Annotated in this window: 10 protein-coding genes; 6 read left to right on the top strand and 4 right to left on the bottom strand. The window is 44.9% G+C overall.

The window, feature by feature from the left end; translation table 11 throughout:
• Nucleotides 1-76 precede the first annotated feature (76 nt).
• The 3 genes from B3V51_RS00465 to B3V51_RS00455 all read right to left on the bottom strand — a co-directional run bounded on the left by B3V51_RS00465 (nt 77) and on the right by B3V51_RS00455 (nt 3,641).
• Nucleotides 77-1,273 carry a tetratricopeptide repeat protein gene (locus B3V51_RS00465; RefSeq protein WP_212563717.1) on the bottom strand — a complete coding sequence of 399 codons (1,197 nt, stop codon included), beginning with the start codon at nt 1,271-1,273 and terminating at the stop codon, nt 77-79.
• A gap of 198 nt (nt 1,274-1,471) precedes the next feature.
• Nucleotides 1,472-2,110: a 2-polyprenyl-3-methyl-6-methoxy-1,4-benzoquinone monooxygenase gene (gene coq7, locus B3V51_RS00460; RefSeq protein WP_197496799.1), complete on the bottom strand. Its 639-nt coding sequence runs from the start codon at nt 2,108-2,110 to the stop codon at nt 1,472-1,474.
• Between the two features lie 199 nt (nt 2,111-2,309).
• Nucleotides 2,310-3,641: an MFS transporter gene (locus tag B3V51_RS00455; protein WP_212563716.1), complete on the bottom strand. Its 1,332-nt coding sequence runs from the start codon at nt 3,639-3,641 to the stop codon at nt 2,310-2,312.
• Between the two features lie 452 nt (nt 3,642-4,093).
• On the opposite strand from B3V51_RS00455, the gene B3V51_RS00450 reads away from it, so the two are divergent.
• Together B3V51_RS00450 and B3V51_RS00445 are read left to right on the top strand one after the other, a co-directional pair.
• Complete coding sequence (locus tag B3V51_RS00450) at nt 4,094-7,525, top strand: autotransporter assembly complex protein TamA (RefSeq protein ID WP_071003494.1); 3,432 nt, start codon at nt 4,094-4,096, stop codon at nt 7,523-7,525.
• Nucleotides 7,526-7,625: 100 nt separating this feature from the next.
• Nucleotides 7,626-12,620: a translocation/assembly module TamB domain-containing protein gene (locus B3V51_RS00445; RefSeq protein WP_286707767.1), complete on the top strand. Its 4,995-nt coding sequence runs from the start codon at nt 7,626-7,628 to the stop codon at nt 12,618-12,620.
• 142 nt (nt 12,621-12,762) lie between these two features.
• Here B3V51_RS00445 and hemP read toward each other — a convergent pair whose 3' ends face one another.
• Nucleotides 12,763-12,921, bottom strand: a complete 159-nt coding sequence (gene hemP / locus B3V51_RS00440; protein ID WP_379542873.1) for a hemin uptake protein HemP — start codon at nt 12,919-12,921, stop codon at nt 12,763-12,765.
• Between the two features lie 328 nt (nt 12,922-13,249).
• Here hemP and B3V51_RS00435 point away from each other — a divergent pair, with 328 nt between their 5' ends.
• The 4 genes from B3V51_RS00435 to cgtA all read left to right on the top strand — a co-directional run bounded on the left by B3V51_RS00435 (nt 13,250) and on the right by cgtA (nt 19,266).
• Nucleotides 13,250-14,362 (top strand): NUDIX domain-containing protein, encoded by a 1,113-nt coding sequence (locus B3V51_RS00435; protein WP_286707766.1) that lies wholly within the window; start codon nt 13,250-13,252, stop codon nt 14,360-14,362.
• A gap of 433 nt (nt 14,363-14,795) precedes the next feature.
• Entirely contained in the window at nt 14,796-15,989 is a 1,194-nt protein-coding gene (locus B3V51_RS00430; protein ID WP_212563714.1) for a lipocalin family protein, read from the top strand.
• A 343-nt stretch (nt 15,990-16,332) separates the two neighbouring features.
• Nucleotides 16,333-17,775 carry a glyceraldehyde-3-phosphate dehydrogenase gene (locus tag B3V51_RS00425; protein WP_212563713.1) on the top strand — a complete coding sequence of 481 codons (1,443 nt, stop codon included), beginning with the start codon at nt 16,333-16,335 and terminating at the stop codon, nt 17,773-17,775.
• A 288-nt stretch (nt 17,776-18,063) separates the two neighbouring features.
• Entirely contained in the window at nt 18,064-19,266 is a 1,203-nt protein-coding gene (cgtA, locus tag B3V51_RS00420) for an Obg family GTPase CgtA (protein WP_058024205.1), read from the top strand.
• Nucleotides 19,267-19,278 lie beyond the last annotated feature (12 nt).

Genomic DNA, 19,278 nt, shown 5'->3' with positions numbered 1-19,278 from the left:
ATAAAAACAAAGGCGCTAGGTATTCTAAGGCTACAAAATTATTTGTTTATCTTTAGCATAGACAAACAGTGCCAATTTAGGCACCTGGTTTGACATTGATATCTGGTGCAGGGATGTCCCAAATGTAGAATTTGCCATCTTCCACCAGTTTGATTTGTTGAGGAATCACGGTGTTGTTAGGGTATTTTTCTTCAAGACGACGTAGGCGCTCTAGGGCGCTGGCACGGCGATCACTGAGTAGATCTGCCTGTGCCAAGCTTTGTTCTGCTTCGGTGTAGCCAAGAGAGACCGCTCGATCTAGATATTTTTGACCTTCTTTAAACCCACCGCCCTCTGATAGCATCATGCCATACAAAAAGTTGGCTTCACCGCTATCTGGCTGGATTTTGAGCGCACGATCAACATACTGCCCGCCGCGTACTGTATAGTCTGATCCCAAGTCCAGATTACGGCCCATACCATTGAGTTTGGCTGCGCGAATTAATACATCATAAGACGCATCTGGTGATTTGGCATAAGGCTCGATCCAATCAGCCAATACTTTGATTTTTTCGCGCGTGTAATGGCGCTGAGTGCGGTTAGGGAAGTTCGGTGGATAGTGACGAGCATTCGGTGAGACGTCTGCGATAAAATCATCAAGCAAGCTTACGTCAAGTTTATCAGTACCTAGGCCTTTTTGTTGTGGGATCAAGACGGTTTTGATAAAGCTCACATCTGAAAGCTGTACTTGTGGCGTTGGAATATTTGAGAGCTGACCACTGCGCAGATCAATACCAGTCGCAGTCATCGGGCCTGGCTTATAGATGCGAGTGGTACCGCTGATCACAGGGGCGTTAGCTGGATTCATCATTTGCGATGCTGGTGGCTGAGCGGCGCTGACAGGTACACGATTTGGTTGAGTACTGTTTGATTGCATCATCTGCGCTGCCTGTGCCGTGCTCAAAGGCGTACGGTTAGGCTGAGTGTTGCTTGACGGCATCATTGGCTGAGTATTAACTGACTGAGCGCTATTAGCAGGCTGAGCGCTATTAGCAGGCGTAGCATCTGTTATGCTTTGAGCTGTGCTGGTCGTTGCACCTGGCCTTGCTAGACGAATCACGCGTTTACTGGAATCTATAGCGCTCGGTACAGCAGGTGCTGATGTAGCAGCAGTGTCAGCTTCTGCAGCATTCACAGGCGCAGAAAGCATCATTGCACAGGCGGCCGCGAGCGCGGTCAAGGTTGCAAGCTTTGGCGACTTGGAAGACGCGCTATTAGAGAGAGTTGCTTTCATAAAAATCATTACCTTATTTAGTCGTTATTTATTTATTAATCGGTTGATAGTCAGGATATATGTTTGCTGCAAAATCGTACAAATTTTTAATACCCTAGCAAATTAAGCTTTGCGCTATCTGTGGTAGGATTGTTACTCGCTTGGGCTGAGCAAATCGAGTATTGCTCGTCATCTCAGACATCAAATTGCTATTTGCCTTTATAAATGATAAGCGGTCGCCTTCATACGGTTGGCCATCCAGCGCATTGTCTGACGTACAGGTGGTGACAACGCAGCGCCGCCACTTGCCAGTGCTAGCTCGCGATGATGTTGCTCTTCGATATCCATTTGTGCCAGTATTTCTCTTGAGCGTTGATCATGTTCGGGTAGTTGATTGATATGATCTTGCAGGTGCTCGCTAACTTGTGCTTCTGTCTCCGCGACAAACCCCAAACTAAACTCATTTGAGATGGCGCCTGCGACTGCACCTAGGCCAAAAGACATCCCATACCAAAGCGGGGTAAACACACTCGCATGGCTACCCAGCTCATTTAAGCGCGTCTCGCACCAGACCAGATGATCGACTTCTTCTTCAGCAGAGTTTTGCATGGCTTGCTTGACGCCACTATCTTTGGCAGCAAATGCTTGTCCATGGTAGAGACCTTGCGCGCACACTTCACCGGTATGGTTGATACGCATCAGCCCTGCGACATGGCGCGCCTCTGTGATAGTCAGTTCAGGAATCTCGTCACTACTCACTGGCAATGGGCGCGTACTGGGGTTTGAGTTTGGCACGACAGCTCGTAATGCTTTGTCGACCCCAAGCAATAGCTGATCGATTTTGGATAAGGGACGCAGGGCCATGGTTCACTCCTGATGGCGTTAAATTCTATCAATAAAATAAGACTAGTGACTGCTCTAGGGTAATAATCCTGTGCACAGCTCTTATGTACATTACTATAACAAACAATCCAAATTATCGGCATCAATATTATTACCTTGATAACCTATCGATTGCTATCGATTGCTATCGTTATTTGAGCTCAATATGGCTCATTTATATAACCACTTCATCATTGGTTTGGATAACCGCCTGTTTGATATGCCTATTTAGCTTAAGGTACAAGAAGATACCAAAAACAATATTGAGCACACCTGTTACCAAAAATAGCTGCGGTAGACTTAGCCCTAATGCATTTAAGATGACAATCGCAAAAATCGCTGATGTGACCATAAATATCGCATTGAATATGTTGTTGGCACCCACGATACGCGCGCGATGGCTCTTCGGCGCATAGGCCTGCATTGAGGCATATAAAGGCACAATATATAAACCGCCACTGAATCCCAATAAGAACAAATCAGCAAAAACGCGCCAGCTCCCACTGACACCGAATAAATCACTGATGCCAAGCAATGTGTCATTATTCACATTTATGTTTAGGCTTGAAAGTGAAACGTACAAATCAATAGCAAAGATACTCAATCCAGCAATACCAAAAGGCAATAGGCGCAGGCTGACTTGGTTTTTGGTCAATGATTTGCATAGGAGCGAACCTATCGATACCCCTACTGAAAATAGCGTCAATAGAAAAATCACCACCGACTCATCACCGTGCAAAATGACTTTGCTGAACTCTGGCACTTGAGTCAAAAACGTCGCCCCATAGAACCAAAACCAGCTGTTGCCAAGAATGACAAAAAACAAGAATGGCAGAGAGTAGAGATAGCGTACCGTAGACAAGCTGATGGTAACGATATTCCAGTTAATCTTAAGATCAGGCTGCATGGCTGGCATGTTAGGGATATAGCGCGCTGCCAGATAACCCAGCACAGCAACGACCAATACGGTAGCGCTAATCCAATATAAGGAGTGTGACAGCTGAGTTAAGATGCCAGCGACAATCATACCAACAAGAATGGCTAGAGAAGTGCCCATTTGAAACAGACCGTTGGCACCGACCAGCTCATCTTCTTTCATCGCCTGTGGTAGATAAGCGTACTTAATTGGGCCAAAAAAGGTCGAATGCGTGCCCATCAAAAACAACGCGACAAATAAAAGGGTGTACCATTCAAAAACAAAACCAACCGCAGCGATTGCCATGATGACCAGCTCAAGCACTTTGATAAACTGCGTGAGCTTGGATTTTTCATACTTATCAGCGATTTGTCCTGCCAATGCCGAAAACAAAAAGTAGGGCAATATGAATAACATCGCGGCCAAATTATTTAAAATACTGACTTCCACACCCAATTGACTGGCAGCGGTATAAGTCAGAACCAGTATAAGTGCTTGTTTAAAGATATTGTCATTAAACGCACCCAAAAACTGAGTGAAAAACATGGCGCTAAAACGGCGGCGCTTAAATAGCTGAAACTGATTGGACATGAATGTTCCTACAGATGAGAAGCGGCTGATAAAGTAAGAAGAGGCGCTGAACGCAGCTTATAATGCGATAGCAATTATCAATATTATCAAAAACTTATCGAAATACAGCATAGGTTTTATCAATATTAAGCCGTATAATAGCAAGGCTTAGGTAAAAATACATGAAACCTGCGCTATGATTTCATAATTAACTAAGTTATGATTTGTAAATTTTATATGGTTGCATTAAAAGGTGCGAGCGACGGTAAAGGTGAAGGCTTGCTATCAATCAAGACTGTTTGTATGGTGTCACCCATCGAGTGCTGAATAATATGCACCAGAGACTTCCATCATGACAAGCAACGTAGTAAACCATTAATTTCAGCCCACTGCTATAAGTTTATTCACCGGTCAGACTTGGCGATAATCAATCGTTAATAATAGTATGCCGCGTGAAGGGATAGGACGTAAACATGACCCAGCCGCCTTCAACTCGAGCACGCAACATATTAATGAGGCAGCGTGACAGCGTGAGTATTCAGAACGATATCAGCATCCAAAGCACTCATGTCGGTACTCCCCGTATTCATTTTAAGCGCTCAGCGCTCTGTACCGCGCTAGCTACTAGTCTAGTTAGTGTCGCACCTGCGGCATTGGCTGAGACAATCAACACAAATATCACCAATGCATCGACCAGTAATCAAGTCGCTAAGACTCAATCAGCTAACAATCAAACAGCCAATAATACATCAGGCGCACTATCAGACGATGATACCCAGCTCGATGCTGCCCTAGATGCACTACGTCTAAAAAAAGCAGTGGAGCAAGGCATTATTGATCAGTCGGTCTTGGACGACTATAGCGAACAAACACTAGGTATCAAAAAATCAGGCGCTAACTCGTCATCTTCTCAGAATGACAGTGCCCGAAATAATAATCACAATAGTGGCCTGCAAGATTCAAATCGTTTCGACGAGGATATGTACGTAGAAGGCATGCAGGCAGATCTATCTAATGATGATTTGTTGCAGCAAGCAACAGCGATACAGCAGCAAGGCTATCAGATGATGACGCCTGAGCAGATTGATCGTGAGCTGGCGGCGCTCGATTTACAAAACACCCAAGATATCGACAGCATTAACAACGACAGTGCCTTTGATGCGCCAATTGCCACATTGAACGACACAGCGCCGCCCATCGGCTTAGATGTTGACTTAGATGCGACCAACTTGCCTATGCCTAGCAATCTTGACACACTGGGTAGAAGTGAGGCCGCAGCAGAACAGGCAGCCACAGCTGAAATTATGTCACGTCCCATTAACGTGAGTGACTCTGTCAGCAGTGGCAATGTCAATGCGGCAAATGGCATTAATGATGAGATAATAGCAGGTAATAGCGATATAACTGATGGCGGTAACATGCCCTCAGATGTGATTGATCCTGAAGACTACCTACCGGATTATCAGAATGATACTCAGGCCGTCAATCAAAGCATCGAGCAAGCTGACCAGTCAAAACCACTTGCACGTAATAAAAGCAACATTGTCAAGCGTCTCTATAATCGCTTTTTCAATGGTGGTGTGATGGCGTTACCAAGTGTGGAGACCACAGTTTATATACAACAAGCTGGCGCCGAAGATACGGCAAATGGTCAACCAAAACTCATCAAAGCTGACGACGATATTCAGCCAATGAAGAATATTAAAGCGGCCCTTGATGATACGACAGTACAGTCGGTCATTGATTTTACCGCAGCGCTACCACGTTTGCGTCAAACGGCATTGGATGCTGCCAAAGCAGTGGGTTACTATGATGTGACTCTCAGCCTGCGTCAGCCTACGCGTGATACGATCAATGTGGTGATCGAAGAGCTGGGCGAGCCTGTTATTGTAGACAGCCGTATCGTTGATATCCGCGGTGAGGGCGGTGAGCAAGCAGAGTTTGTCGCGCTTGAAAAAGAATTACCGCCGCAAGAAGGGGATATTTTTAACCACCGTGTCTACAAGAGTAGTAAAGCGGCGCTTGAGTCTTTGAGTAATACCTATGGGTATTTTGATCAGTATTGGTTAAACAAATCTGTCGATATTATCTTACCAGACAACAAAGCGGACATGTCTTTGGTCTACAACACAGGCGACCGCTACGAGTTTGATGATGTTGTTTTCTTTACCTATGACAAAGAAACCAACACGCTGACACAAGACCCTGACAAACTCCCAGTAGAATTGTCGTTATTGCAGCAGTTGTATGAGTTTGCGCCGGGTGACCCATTCTATCGTCCATCAGTGACAAAGTTTAGTAATGACTTATCAGCGACTCGCTATTTCAACGCTGTCAACGTTGAATCGATATTACCGCCAGATGACCGGAGTGAGGCCAGTACATTGGCATTTGATAATGCACCTACCAATAGCAATGCTATATTGGATGAGGATGTTGATAAGGATGGCATCTCAGATATGACTGGAGATAATGCTACTCTAGCAGCATCCAATAATCGTTTGGCTAGTACAGAAGATACGGGTAGTAGTACTGGCGTAGAGCGTGAAAGTGCGCTTAGCAATGGTAGTGGCGAGACGGTCAATGAAGCTGATATTGCTGCTATCGAGTTTGAGGTTGATGAAGAAACGCTTGATAAGCTACAAGCGGTTAAGCAAAAAGCAGAGCGTCTAAGCCGCCTGCCGGATGACCGCGTGCTGGATGAAAAAGACCAAGAAGCGGATAACTTATTAGGCAAAATCAGTGACTCTATCAGTAATGTGGCCCAAAAAATATTCCCTGATGATGCAGACTTCACCGTTGATGAGGATTTCGTACCGCCAACGCTCGCAGGACGTAAAACACCGCAAGACGTTGCCACAAGCAAAAAAGTACCGTTGTATGTCTTTGTATACGCTGATAAGCCGCGTGATGCTCAGGTTGGTTTGGGTTACGGTACTGACACAGGCGTGCGAGCAACCGCCAAGATCGATTATAATTTGCTTAACCGTCAGGGCTATCAAGCAGGCGCAGAAACCGAAGTGTCCAGAATCAGCAAAAACGTCGCTGTCTATGCGAGCCGCCCTTGGAATCATCCACTCAATGATAAATTAGATGGGCGTCTTACTTATGAAGAAGAAGTCATTGACCAAGGCAAAGGTAACTTTGATTTATCTACCACCACTTTAAAAGCGGCTTTGGCACGTAATATTCGCCGTGATAGTGGTTGGAATCGTAGCTACTCTATGCGTTATCGTTTAGATGAGCTAGAGACTGGCGTTGACGGCGCTGCGCGGGATGATTTACCTATCCGCTTTACCTCGTCAAACCCCAAGCAGCAAGCATTGCTGTTTGGCTATGGCATGAATAAAACCGACACGGATAGTGCGACTAATCCAACGCGCGGTATGCGTCAGTATTATTCGATTGAAGCAGGTGCTGACAAAGCGCTGAGTGATACTGATTTGGCCATCGTGCGTGCTGGTGTTAGCGGTATTTATAGCTTTGGCGATGACAAAAAACATCAAGTGCTTGGTAGTTTGAATGGTGGTTATATTTGGGCAGATGATTTCTATGATGTGCCTTATAAATTGCGCTTTTTCGCAGGTGGCGACCAAAGCATCCGTGGCTATGACTACGAGAGCTTATCGCCACTAAACGATAAAGGCTATCTGACAGGCGGGCAAGTACTAGCGGTTGGTAGTGCAGAGTATAACTATGAGTTCAAACCGGGCTTTCGCGGTGCATTCTTTACCGATGTTGGTAATGCGTACGACAAAGACTTTGATGCTGAAACCAAAGTTGGCGTCGGCGTCGGTGTGCGCTGGGCCTCTCCTGTTGGGATGGTGCGTGTCGATGTCGCCGCAGGGGTGACAGAAGACAATATTCCTGTGCGATTACATTTCTTTATTGGCTCGCCGTTGTAAAAGCTTACTTCCTACATATGAACACAGATCGCTTGAACCGTTTTATTCATTACTTATCGTACCGATTGCTGGTCATCACTTTTTAACGTAGTTGAGTGTCATGCAGACAAAAAATACCCCGCCTAACAATGCACCAGATGAAGACCCAGCACAGCGCGATGCTCGTGCCGTTAGGCGCTGGTATCCGCTATCATTTTTACTCAAGCTGCTGGTGCTGGTCATTATCGTACTAGCGATTATGTTTGCGATATTTTTTTATGCAGCAGGTACTGATGCGGGTACTAAATTCATTTTAGAAAAAATCAGTGCTGAGACGGGTATCGGTTTCAAATATGGGCGCGGTAATTTGCGTGATGGTATTTGGGTGACAGATATCGATATTGAAGCCACTGAAGACCTTGAGGTATTAGTAGACAAAGCTTATGTCAAGATAGGCTGGCGTGCGATATTTGCAAAAGAAGTACACCTGAGTGATGCCGATATACAGACCATCGAAATTCTCAATAAGAAACCACCGACTGGCGAGCCGTTTGATTATAAGACGCTAAAGCTACCAGTCAATCTACGTTTTGATCACGCAAAAGTCAATAAAATTATTTATAAGCAAGTGACCAAAGAGCCTATTGTTATCAACAATACTACGGCTCGCGATCTGACATGGGTTGGCAGCACTGTGACGGTCGGTCGCGGCAGCTTGCAATATGCTGATATTGTAAAAGTCAGTGCCTTACAAGGTGAGGCAGATTTACAAGGCGACTACCCACTGGATCTGAGCGCGATTGTAGAGGTGAGTGCACTTGAAAAAGCTTATATCGATCCATTGAATATCACGGCAACTGGTACGCTAAAACGTACGGTTGGGCAGGTGCGTAGCCGCTATAACGACAGCGACGTTAGCGGCGATTTTGTGGTTCAAGGCCTAGATGCAGGCGCACCGTTTCAGGCAAAACTGAAGTGGGATGATATTTTAGTCCCTTATGCAGATGACCAAAATATTCATCTAAAAAGTGGTATGGCGACTGCATCAGGGGTTATCTCTGAGATACAACTGCGCATCAACACAGAATTGACTGCCAAAGACATTCCATCCGGTCATTATCAAGGGCGCGGCGTCATTGCAGGCAGTCAATTGCGTATTGACCGCTTAGAAGCCGACGTTCCCTCTGGACGTTTGCTGCTTCAGGGCATCTTAGGCTGGAAAGAGAGCTTTAATGCGACAGTGCGTGCGGCTGGTAGTAACTTTGACATTCGACGTGCGATTCCTGATGAGTATGCTGATTTTAAAGCGTATGCTCCGCAAACGCTCAATGGTAGATTATCGTTACGCTATCAGCAGCAAAACAGTACAGGTAATACAGAGATTGATGTAGACCTACGTCAGCGTGACGGCGAATATGTCAACGCCAACCTAGTGCGCGGCAAGACGTCTGCTAAATCTCAACAGACAGCGCCTTGGTATATTGATGCAAGATGGCAAAACTTGACCCGCCGTGATGTGCCTAATATTGGTAACATCAATAGCCCGCGTGGTCAGGCCGATGTGATCGTCCGTGGCTCCAATGTCTCAGTAGATGCCAATGCAGTGATCAATGAGCTCAATGCGGCGCCCAAAGGCAACTATGATGTGCGCTTGCGTAAAGCAGGTGACGTCATTGATATCAACCGCCTCAATTATGATGGCATCGTAGGCGACCTATCAGGAACTGGGCAGATTCGGCTAGCAAATAAAAACCGCCCACTGACATGGCAGATTGATGCAGCGACCAAAGGTTTATTGCCTAAAGAGTACCGTAGTGACTTACCACTTGAGCGCCTGACGGGCCGCCTAAGTGCTCGTGGTCGCCTGTTAAATATCACCAAAAACGGCGTTAGCGGTCAACGTCACATCATCACGGTTAATAGTACAGACCTGCAAGCACAACTGGATGCCACGCAAAACGGTCGCGCAATCGGTATAACAGGTAGCGGTGATGCCAGTGTCGATATCGTGGGTGGTGAGTTGTCCGTATTTGATGCACGTTTTGATGGTCAGATCGATACAGCGGATGTACCAAAAGGTCGTCTATCAATCGACGCAGCGGGTACGCCAAAATTAATTAGTATCCGTAAATTGAATTATGATGGCGAAGCTGGTGCGGTGAATGCCAAAGGTGTCATTGACTTGCGTCGTAATATTGGCTGGACGGTCGATGGACGTTTCGATCAGTTTAATTTAGGGTATTTTTTGCCAAATAATTCAGCAATCATCACAGGTGATCTAAAAACCAGTGGCGAGTGGCAGGCTGCGCCTAAAAACAGCCCAAATACCGCAGGTAAATTACAGCGTTTTGCTGTGAATTTCGATGGGGTTTTGGATGCCGAGCAGTTACCAGCAGGTAAGCTGAATATTAACGCGAGCGGCGATAGTCAGCTGATCCGTATCAACCGTCTGCGGCATGTGGGCGCGGCAGGTAGTATTGATGCCAAAGGAGAGGTTGATGTGCGTCAAGGCATTGCATGGGACATTAGTGCCGTGATGGATCGCTTCAATATCGGATATTTCTTAAAGGATACACCAAGCCTTATCACGGGTAACATCGATACAGATGGACGTTGGGGCGATACGCAGCAAACAATCAATATCAGACAAGTCAATCTGAGCGGTATGCTGAAAGGCCAGCCACTTAGTGCTAAAGGCAGCTTGGCTGCAAAACTGCGCTTGCCAAAAGACTTAGCCAGCTATTTCAAACGTCTACAAACACAAGATGCCCAAGCACAGTATAAGCAAGTGAATGCATTGATCGATAGTTTAAACGCTGACAACTTGATACTACGCTGGGGTGACAACTATGTCACTGCTAATGGCAATGCCAAACAGCTACAGACCAAAATCAATATCATAAGCCTAGATCAACTGTCAGATAAGCTTGCTGGTAAAGTCACTGGTGGAGCGACTTTGTCTCAACCAGTAGGTCAGGCACTACCGACGATCTATATCGACTTGGTGGGTGAGCGAATTGCACTACCGGGCTTTATTTTGCGTCAAGGTCGTATACGTGGCAAGCTGGTTAATCTAGCCAATAGTCCAAGCCAGCTTATCGTCAGCGCTGAAGGTCTGGATGCTGCGGGACAAAGCTTCGATAGTGTAAAAGCCTCCTTTAATGGGACTGAGCAATCTCATATCGTTGATCTAAATGTAGCCAATCAGCAGCTTGATGTTGGCGCTAGGCTTAAAGGTGGGTTTGATCGCGACAAGCTTCGTTGGTCAGGAGTCATCGGTAAAGGCCGCGTTAAATCCAGATACGCTACCTTAAATCAATTACAGCCAGCACAGCTGATTGTGAATTTGCCCAATAATCAACAGGGCAATAATACAGATCTCAAAGTACAGTTGGCTGCACATTGTTGGCAAGCCACGGACCAAACGGGCAAGCTATGCTTACGCAAGAACTTAGTGGCTTCTCCAGCCAGTGGTGAAGTCGATGTGGCATTGCAGAATTTAGATACGTCATTATTTTCAGTATTTTTACCAAAGGATATTGATTGGCACGGCAAGATTAATGGTAAAGCCATTGTCGGTTGGCAACGTGGTCGTCCGCCAACTATTAACACGACACTATATTCAGACAATGGCAAAATTGGCTTGATTCAAGACGGGGATAGCACGCCTGTGACACTGCCTTATAAGCGTGTTTCACTAATCGCCTTGTCGGTGCCAGAAGGTATCAAGCTGCGTACCGACATCAATACGGGTCGCGGTGCTCGCGGTTATGCTGAAGTCGTTGTTGATCCTTACAAAACACCGAAACCCATCTCTGGTGCACTCGTGTTAAATGAGCTTGATTTGGCGATATTTAAGCCTTTCTTCCCAGGTATGAGAGTACTAAAAGGCAACGTTACAATGGCAGGAGGACTGGGCGGTACGCTAGATAAGCCGCAGTTCTATGGTGATGTGAAACTCTCTGATGGCCGTATCGCTATGCTGGATTTGCCAGTGAATCTGACCAATGTCAACACACAGGCCAAAATTCGCGGTACGCAGGCGACCATTGATGGTACGTTCAAAAGCGGTACAGGAACAGGCACACTGACCGGCACGGTCAATTGGCAGCAAAAGCTACAAGCCAAATTGAGTATTGTTGGTGAAGGGCTCGTGATTACGCAGCCGCCACTACTCGTGGCTGAGATCAATCCTGATATTGACATTATTGTACGTCCAGGCGATCGCTATGTGGATATTAAAGGCGCTATCAGCGTGCTAACCGCTACCATTCGTCCACCAGAAGCCAGCGAAGATATTGTGACTCAATCTGAAGATGTGGTTGTGTTGGATCGGCGTTTGATTGGTAACATCGATGAGGTATTGGCAATATCAAAACCTTGGTCTATCAATGCTGATATTGGCGTTGATTTGGGTGATGACATCAATTTCCGTGGTTTTGGTGCTGTTATTCCATTGGCTGGTGCGATTAACATCAACCAAAATGGCACGGGTATCATGCGTGCCAAAGGCGTTGTTCAAGTATCACGTCGTACCAATATCAATGCTTTTGGTCAAAGCCTAGAGCTAAATTATGGTCAAGTACGCTTTAATGGCGATGTCATGAAGCCCAACTTGAGTATTGAAGCGGCAAAAACCATTGATGGTAAAACAGTGGGTCTGCGTGTGAAAGGTACGACTGAAAGTCCAAATATCATCGTCTTTAATAATGCAGGATTGACCCAGCAGCAAGCGATGAATGCGCTGGTGACAGGGCGAATCGATAACAAGAGCGCCACTCAAATCAGTGAGCAAGGGTTCAAATCACAAGTGACCAATAACCTAGCCGCTGCTGGACTGAGCTTTGGTCTGAGTGGTACGCGCAGTCTGACCAATCAAATCGGACAGGCCTTTGGTTTACAGAGTTTGACCGTTGATGCATCGGGTAGCAGCGAAGATACCAATGTCAATGTCACCGGTTACGTGACCCCTGACTTGTATATCCGCTACGGCGTGGGTGTCTTTAATGCTCAAAATAGCTTATCTGTTCGCTATCAATTGACTCGTCGTATTTACGTAGAAGCCAGCTCGGCTGCTGAAAATGCGGTAGACGTGGTCTATAGTTGGCAATTCTAACGCTCTTACTTGACCGAGTGGGTATCTGATTAGCTTTATGGATTGTATGCATTGAGACGGATTCTTATAATTATTGCTTTACAAAAAAAACGCCTCGTAATGAAGGCGTTTTTTTTGTAAAAAATGTAGTCTACTCATACAGTTATTTGGTCAGAATCAACCGATTGTTGCGAGTGAGGCGTAAGCGATACTCTTCGCCTTGATGCTCGATACGTACTTCTTTGGTCAGGGCAAATAGATGCTGCGACTGTAGCGTTGGCAGACGGTTTTCACGGCAGTTTAGATAACGAGAGATAACCATACTCATGGTAAATTCCTTTTGATAAGAAGTGGCTTAATAAATTAGCTATGTTCTAATGAACCTTAACGATAATCATTATCATTTAGATTGAATGAATTTGCAAGGTAATTGATAAAATAAAATGCAGTTATTGTGTAAATTTATCTAAGGCTACTGTCACAAAGTGAGAATAGGGGGCTTTCTCCTTGTAGAAACACAGAATTTATAAGATGTATAAAAACGATAGGGACCATAAAGACAGTCGCCACGTTGTTATAGCTGCCAAGTTATATACGCAGAATCAGGCGATTAAAAAGTCATAATGAAGAGAGAAGTGAAAGGTAGAGTTATGCCAAATGAGATGAGTGGCCAATCAAAAACGAAAAACATCACCCCCGTCAATGTTGCAGTTGCCGTTATTTATTATAAAACCAAGTATTTGCTTGGGTTCCGAGATGCAGCTCAGCATCAAGGCAATCGCTATGAATTTGTAGGCGGCAAAATAGAGGCTGATGAGTCAGCAGAGCAGGCATTGATTCGGGAGGTTGCTGAAGAAACAGGGATCGATATTCATCAAAATATGATGGTGAAGCTTGGGCGTTTGCATCACGACTATGGTGACAAGCAGGTGAGCTTGCAGGTTTATCAGGTTGAACTGACCGCACAGCAGTATGAACAGCACAAGCATTGTGAGTATGGATTAGAAGGCCAAGCAATGACGTGGGTTGAAAAATCTAAGCTACTAGCAGGAGAGTATCATCTGCCCGCTGCCAATAAAACTATTTTGGAGTGGCTAAAGCTTCCTACAAAAATAGCGATTACGTATCCACTTGCGCATTTTTCTGCCCAGCCAAATTCAGCAGCAGCATGGGTGCACTATCATCGAGAACAGTTGGCAACAGAGTCTTGGGTTTATATCCGACTAAAAGCATCTGAGTTAGAATATATTGCCCAGCAGCTAATGGATGTGCGTCCAGATATTCTAGCGATTTTGCCGTACGACAACGACTGTCAGCGCTCCAAGACGACAAGTACCGATGCAATGGTAGAGGCAAAAACGACTGGTTCGATTGTCGCTAGACACCTGACGCATTCGGTATTAATGGCATGGTTCAATGGTACTCAAGATATTACAGAGTCTGAGCAATTGGCCCACATCTCGAGTGAGCATCCACTAATAGTCAGCTGTCATGATATTGCCAGCATTCGTGCCGCTAATAAACTTGCGAGTATGCGCATACAGCAGCAGTTGTCGCCAGTGATTGGCGCTTTTTTGTCTCCTGTACTTACAACTCAGACGCATCCTGAGACGGTGCCACTTGGCTGGGAGGCGTGGTCGGCTTTGGCACAGTTAGCTGACATGCCAGTCATTGGTCTGGGAGGTTTGGCTCCTAGTATGATAGATCAAGCATTGGCGCACGGCGGTGTCAGTGTCGCAGGCATTCGTCAGTTCCACGAATGAAAAACTAGAAAATGAGTGCTCATTAAGCAGCAATATCATTCACTTGACTATGTTTGCTTATTAAGATAGGTAAGTATAAATAACTGATTTTTAAGTTATTTATCCAGTCAGTAACTATGTGATTATGATGTGTGTGTACTAACGCATAAACCCATCGTTATTTACAAACCGTTGCGTTTCCCTACATTGCACTACTGTTTTAATAGTCCAGCTGCCCTTAATATATATTCCATATCTACAACGCATTGATTCTGGTTTTTATCAGTAAACTAAATATTAACGCATCTATCAAAACTTATAATAAAAAAGAGCGTTTGTAGCAGTAGAGTTTGGGTCGATAATTAATTCTGAAACTCAGGCTCATTATAAAATCAATTCGGATAAATGATGCAGATAAGGTATTTTAACAGTCACTATTAATAACGGTATCCCTATGAAAACCAATAAGTTACCTGATTCAGCATGGACTGACTCACAGGCAGCTGGTTCTCAATCTCAGCAGACTATACAGTCAAACAGCTATAACAATGGTCGTCATGCGCAACAAACAATAAATGCCAGTAATGATGCAAACTATAGCCATAAAAAACTGAGCAATGAAAACCTGAACGGCGAATATTCGCACCATCTGGCAGACGACATGTCTTCACAAGACAGCTATTTTGGATACAAAAGCGCCGACAAAAGCCTTACTAAGGTCAAAGAGTCCGCTATGAGTAACAGTAAAAACAGTCAACATCTGAAAAATAATGATAAAGAACAATTCAACATTGCTAATGGATACAAGCGATCAGCAACGTTGAATAAAGACGAGCCGCTAATCTCTGAGCTTGTAGATGACCAAGCAAGTAATTTGCAAGACAGCACCAAGCAAATCCTTGATACTTCATCAACCACTATCAACTCGTCATACAAAGACATACCGGAGCGTATATTTATGAATGGACTTATCAAGCATACAGGCATTGCGTTAGCGATCATCATACCGCTAGCGGCATTTTCAGCCTATGCTGCAACGCCGCCCATTAATATGGCTACTACCAGTAATATGCAAGATAATGTGATGAGCGAGAAGATTACGACCGATATGCTATCAGTTAAGCCAAACGATATTATCTATAAGCCTGCAAGCACACCAACGACAGTGGATAGTGTCGATCTCAATGAATACGCTGGGACATGGTATGAGATTGGACGTCTACCGATGTATTTCCAGCGTAAATGTGCAGGCGATGTCACGGCAAACTATACGCAAAAGACCGATGGGTCAGGCATGGTCGTCACTAACAAATGCGTGAGCGAGGATGGTTTAGGTATTACGGCAGAAGGTTTGGCTAAGCCAGTCGATGAAAGTGGTAGCAAACTAAAAGTGACGTTTTTACCGAATTGGATTCGCTGGATCCCAGTCGGTCGTGCTGATTATTGGGTACTAGCACGTGATGCAGATTATAAAACTGCGCTAGTAGGGACACCTAATAAAAAATACTTATGGCTTCTAGCACGGTCGCCGAATATCAGTCAGGAAACGTATACTAAATATCGTCAGGTTGCTCAGCAGCAAGGATATGATTTGAAAGAGTTTACATTGACGTCGCAGAGCAATCAAACAGTGAATCTAGCACCATAATAGATATAATGAAAATTATTGCTTCAATTAATTAAGCGCTATGGCAATTATCATGTAAACGACGTCCTAATAAGGCAGCATATATGGCTGCCTTTATTTTTATACTTGTTTATATATGAGTTTGTATATAACGACAAAACCTATTATGCACACTAGCTAATCGGTTATTACTGGCAAAATGAGGCATTTTAGGCTAAAATCTAGGCGATTTGAATACTCTGACGTCAAGAACTGATATTGATAGTGGTTGATTATCCTATTACAGTCACCACCTAGAGCATACACGACCTATCTTATTTATATCTCTTCATATTTTATCGATCATACATTACTGACCATAAGGATGTTTCTCGTGAGCAACGCTGATACCTTACGCCAATTACATCAAGACCACTTAAAAAACTACAACAATCAAGAGCAACAAGCCATTGAGCTTATGGGGCTATTGAGCAAGCTCTATAATGAGCAAGACGTACAAGTGACTTTGTTTGGCGAAACGCTAGACGCTACTTCAGTTGGTCAAATACTTGGACTACATCAAAAAGCAGCATTGCGCGACAACGATGCCAACGCTATCGATATCGCTGATACTCTAGCGATGGTAAAAGTTATCTCAGAAAACACTGATATCCAAGCTACTCGTATTGATGTTGGTCAATTGATTGCTAATGATACCGATGTACAAGCCGCTCTACAGTCTATCAACAACGCTGGTGCCGTGAATGGCGCAACAGACGTCGTACTATATGGCTTTGGTCGTATCGGTCGTATCTTGACCCGTCTGTTATTGTCACAAGCGTCAAGCGCAAAAGGTTTGCAGCTAAAGGCAATCGTCGTACGTCCAGCCGCTGCTGGTGACTTGGCTAAGCGTATCTCATTGCTTGAGCGCGACTCAATTCATGGTAGATTCTTAGGTGGCATCAGTATCGATGAAGACAATAACGGCATGATCGTTAATGGTCGTTTCGTACAAGTCATCTATGCCAAAGACCCAAGCGAAATCGATTATACTGCTTATGGTATTAACAATGCGCTAGTTATCGATAACACCGGTATTTGGAAAGACGAAGCGGGCCTTGGTAAGCACCTACAGTCTACTGGCGTGAAAAAAGTACTCCTAACAGCACCTGCTGGTGGCGATATCAAAAACGTCGTTTATGGTGTGAATAACGACACCGTTGGTGATGACACAATCGTGAGTGCTGCGAGCTGTACGACCAATGCGATTACACCGACGTTAAATGTACTAAACGATGAGTACGGTATCGTAAATGGTCATGTAGAGACTATTCACTCATTTACCAATGATCAGAACTTGGTTGATAACTATCACAAAGCAGACCGTCGTGGTCGTAGTGCGGTGATGAACATGGTTATCACCAGTACTGGTGCTGCAAAAGCAGTGGGCAAAGCATTACCAGAATTGAACGGTAAGCTGACGGGTAATGCTATCCGTGTACCGACACCAAATGTCAGCCTAGCAATCTTGAACTTGAATCTAAAGACCGCACCAGCAAGCGCTGATGCGTTGAATGAGTTCTTGCGTAAGATTGCTAACAGCAGCACGTGGCAGTCGCAAATTGCTTATACCGATTCTACAGAAGCCGTATCTACTGACTTTGTTGGTACGACCCATGTTGGTATCGTTGATGCCCAAGCGACTATTTTGACTGACAACCAAGCTATTGTTTATGTTTGGTATGATAATGAAGTCGGTTATAGTACTCAGGTATTGCGTTTGGCGACGCAGATGGCAGGAATCAGCTACGCTCAGATTCCAGCATAGATTACTAAATACAGTAGCGCAATAACGTTATACTAAGCCTCTCAAAGCATGGTCACTTTAAAGATTATGCTGCAATAGACTCTACTTTGCATAGCTTGGTATCACTTTAACTGTCATACTTAAACACCCGATAGTCCGATTGATTATCGGGTGTTATTGTCATAATGGGCATGACGTAACATAGCTTCTATAGATTGCTCATTTTGTCAGAACGATATAGCAAAACCTCAAAATACAACCGCTGGTTGTCACCAGTCATAGACTGGATTGTGAATTAAGGAACGTAAGATGCGATTTATTGATGAAGCCGTCGTAACGGTAAAAGCAGGTGACGGTGGTAACGGAATCGCCAGTTTTCGCCGAGAAAAATATGTCCCACGTGGTGGACCGGATGGTGGCGATGGTGGCAAGGGCGGAGATATTTATGTCATTGCAGAGGACAACACCAACACTCTAGTTGACTATCGCTATACGCGTCGTCATGATGCCATGCGCGCTGAAAACGGTCATAGCAGAAACTGCTCAGGCAAAGGATCAGATGATTTGTATTTACCAGTACCAGTTGGTACAACGGTCGTGGATACCGAAACTGATGAAGTACTCGGTGATTTGATTGAAATTGGCCAGACGCTATTGGTCGCTAAAGGTGGTGACGGTGGTCTGGGTAATACCCATTTCAAAAGCTCAACCAACCAAGCACCGCGTAAAGCCACGTCTGGTTTTGAGGGTGAGTTAAAAGTTCTTAAGTTTGAGCTAAAAGTTGTGGCTGATGTTGGCTTGATTGGTTTGCCTAACGCGGGTAAGTCGACCTTTATCCGTCAAGTCTCTGCTGCTAGACCAAAAGTGGCTGATTATCCGTTTACCACGCTAGTACCAAACTTGGGTGTGGTCGATATTGGTCGTCATCGTTCGTTCGTGATGGCAGATATCCCTGGTCTTATTGAAGGCGCATCAGAAGGCGCAGGACTTGGTATTCGCTTCTTAAAACATGTTGCGCGTACGCGTCGTCTGTTACACTTAGTCGATGTCAAGCCTGTTGATGGTAGCGACCCGGTCGAGAACGCCCGCGTTATCCTAAATGAGCTTGAGCGTTTTTCACCTGAATTGGCCAACTTACCACAAATTTTGGTATTGAACAAAATCGATCAGGTCAATGATGAAGACTTGAACGCGCTTTGTACACATATCGTGGCAGAGCTTGGTTGGACAGGTATGGTTTTCCGTACAGCAACCCTGACTGGTGAAGGTGTTGATGCAGTAAAATATCATTTAATGAATGATATTGAACTTGAGCGCGAGCGTGAAATAGAAGATCCTATATTCGCTGAAGCACAAAAAGAACGTTTTGAGCGTTTAGAAGCCGAAGTGCGTCTAAACACTGAAGCACAGCGTGAAGCATATCGTGCAGCTCGTAAAGCCGCGCGTGAAGGCTTAGATTTGTCCGATTTGGATGACGACGACGATGGTGTTGAGGTAATGTACGTTCCTTAAGCTAGTATGCTT

The sequence above is a fragment of the Psychrobacter sp. UBA2514 genome, from assembly GCF_002341255.1.
GTDB classification, from domain to species: Bacteria; Pseudomonadota; Gammaproteobacteria; order Pseudomonadales; family Moraxellaceae; genus Psychrobacter; species Psychrobacter pacificensis.
This window is presented reverse-complemented; position numbering and strand designations above follow the sequence as displayed.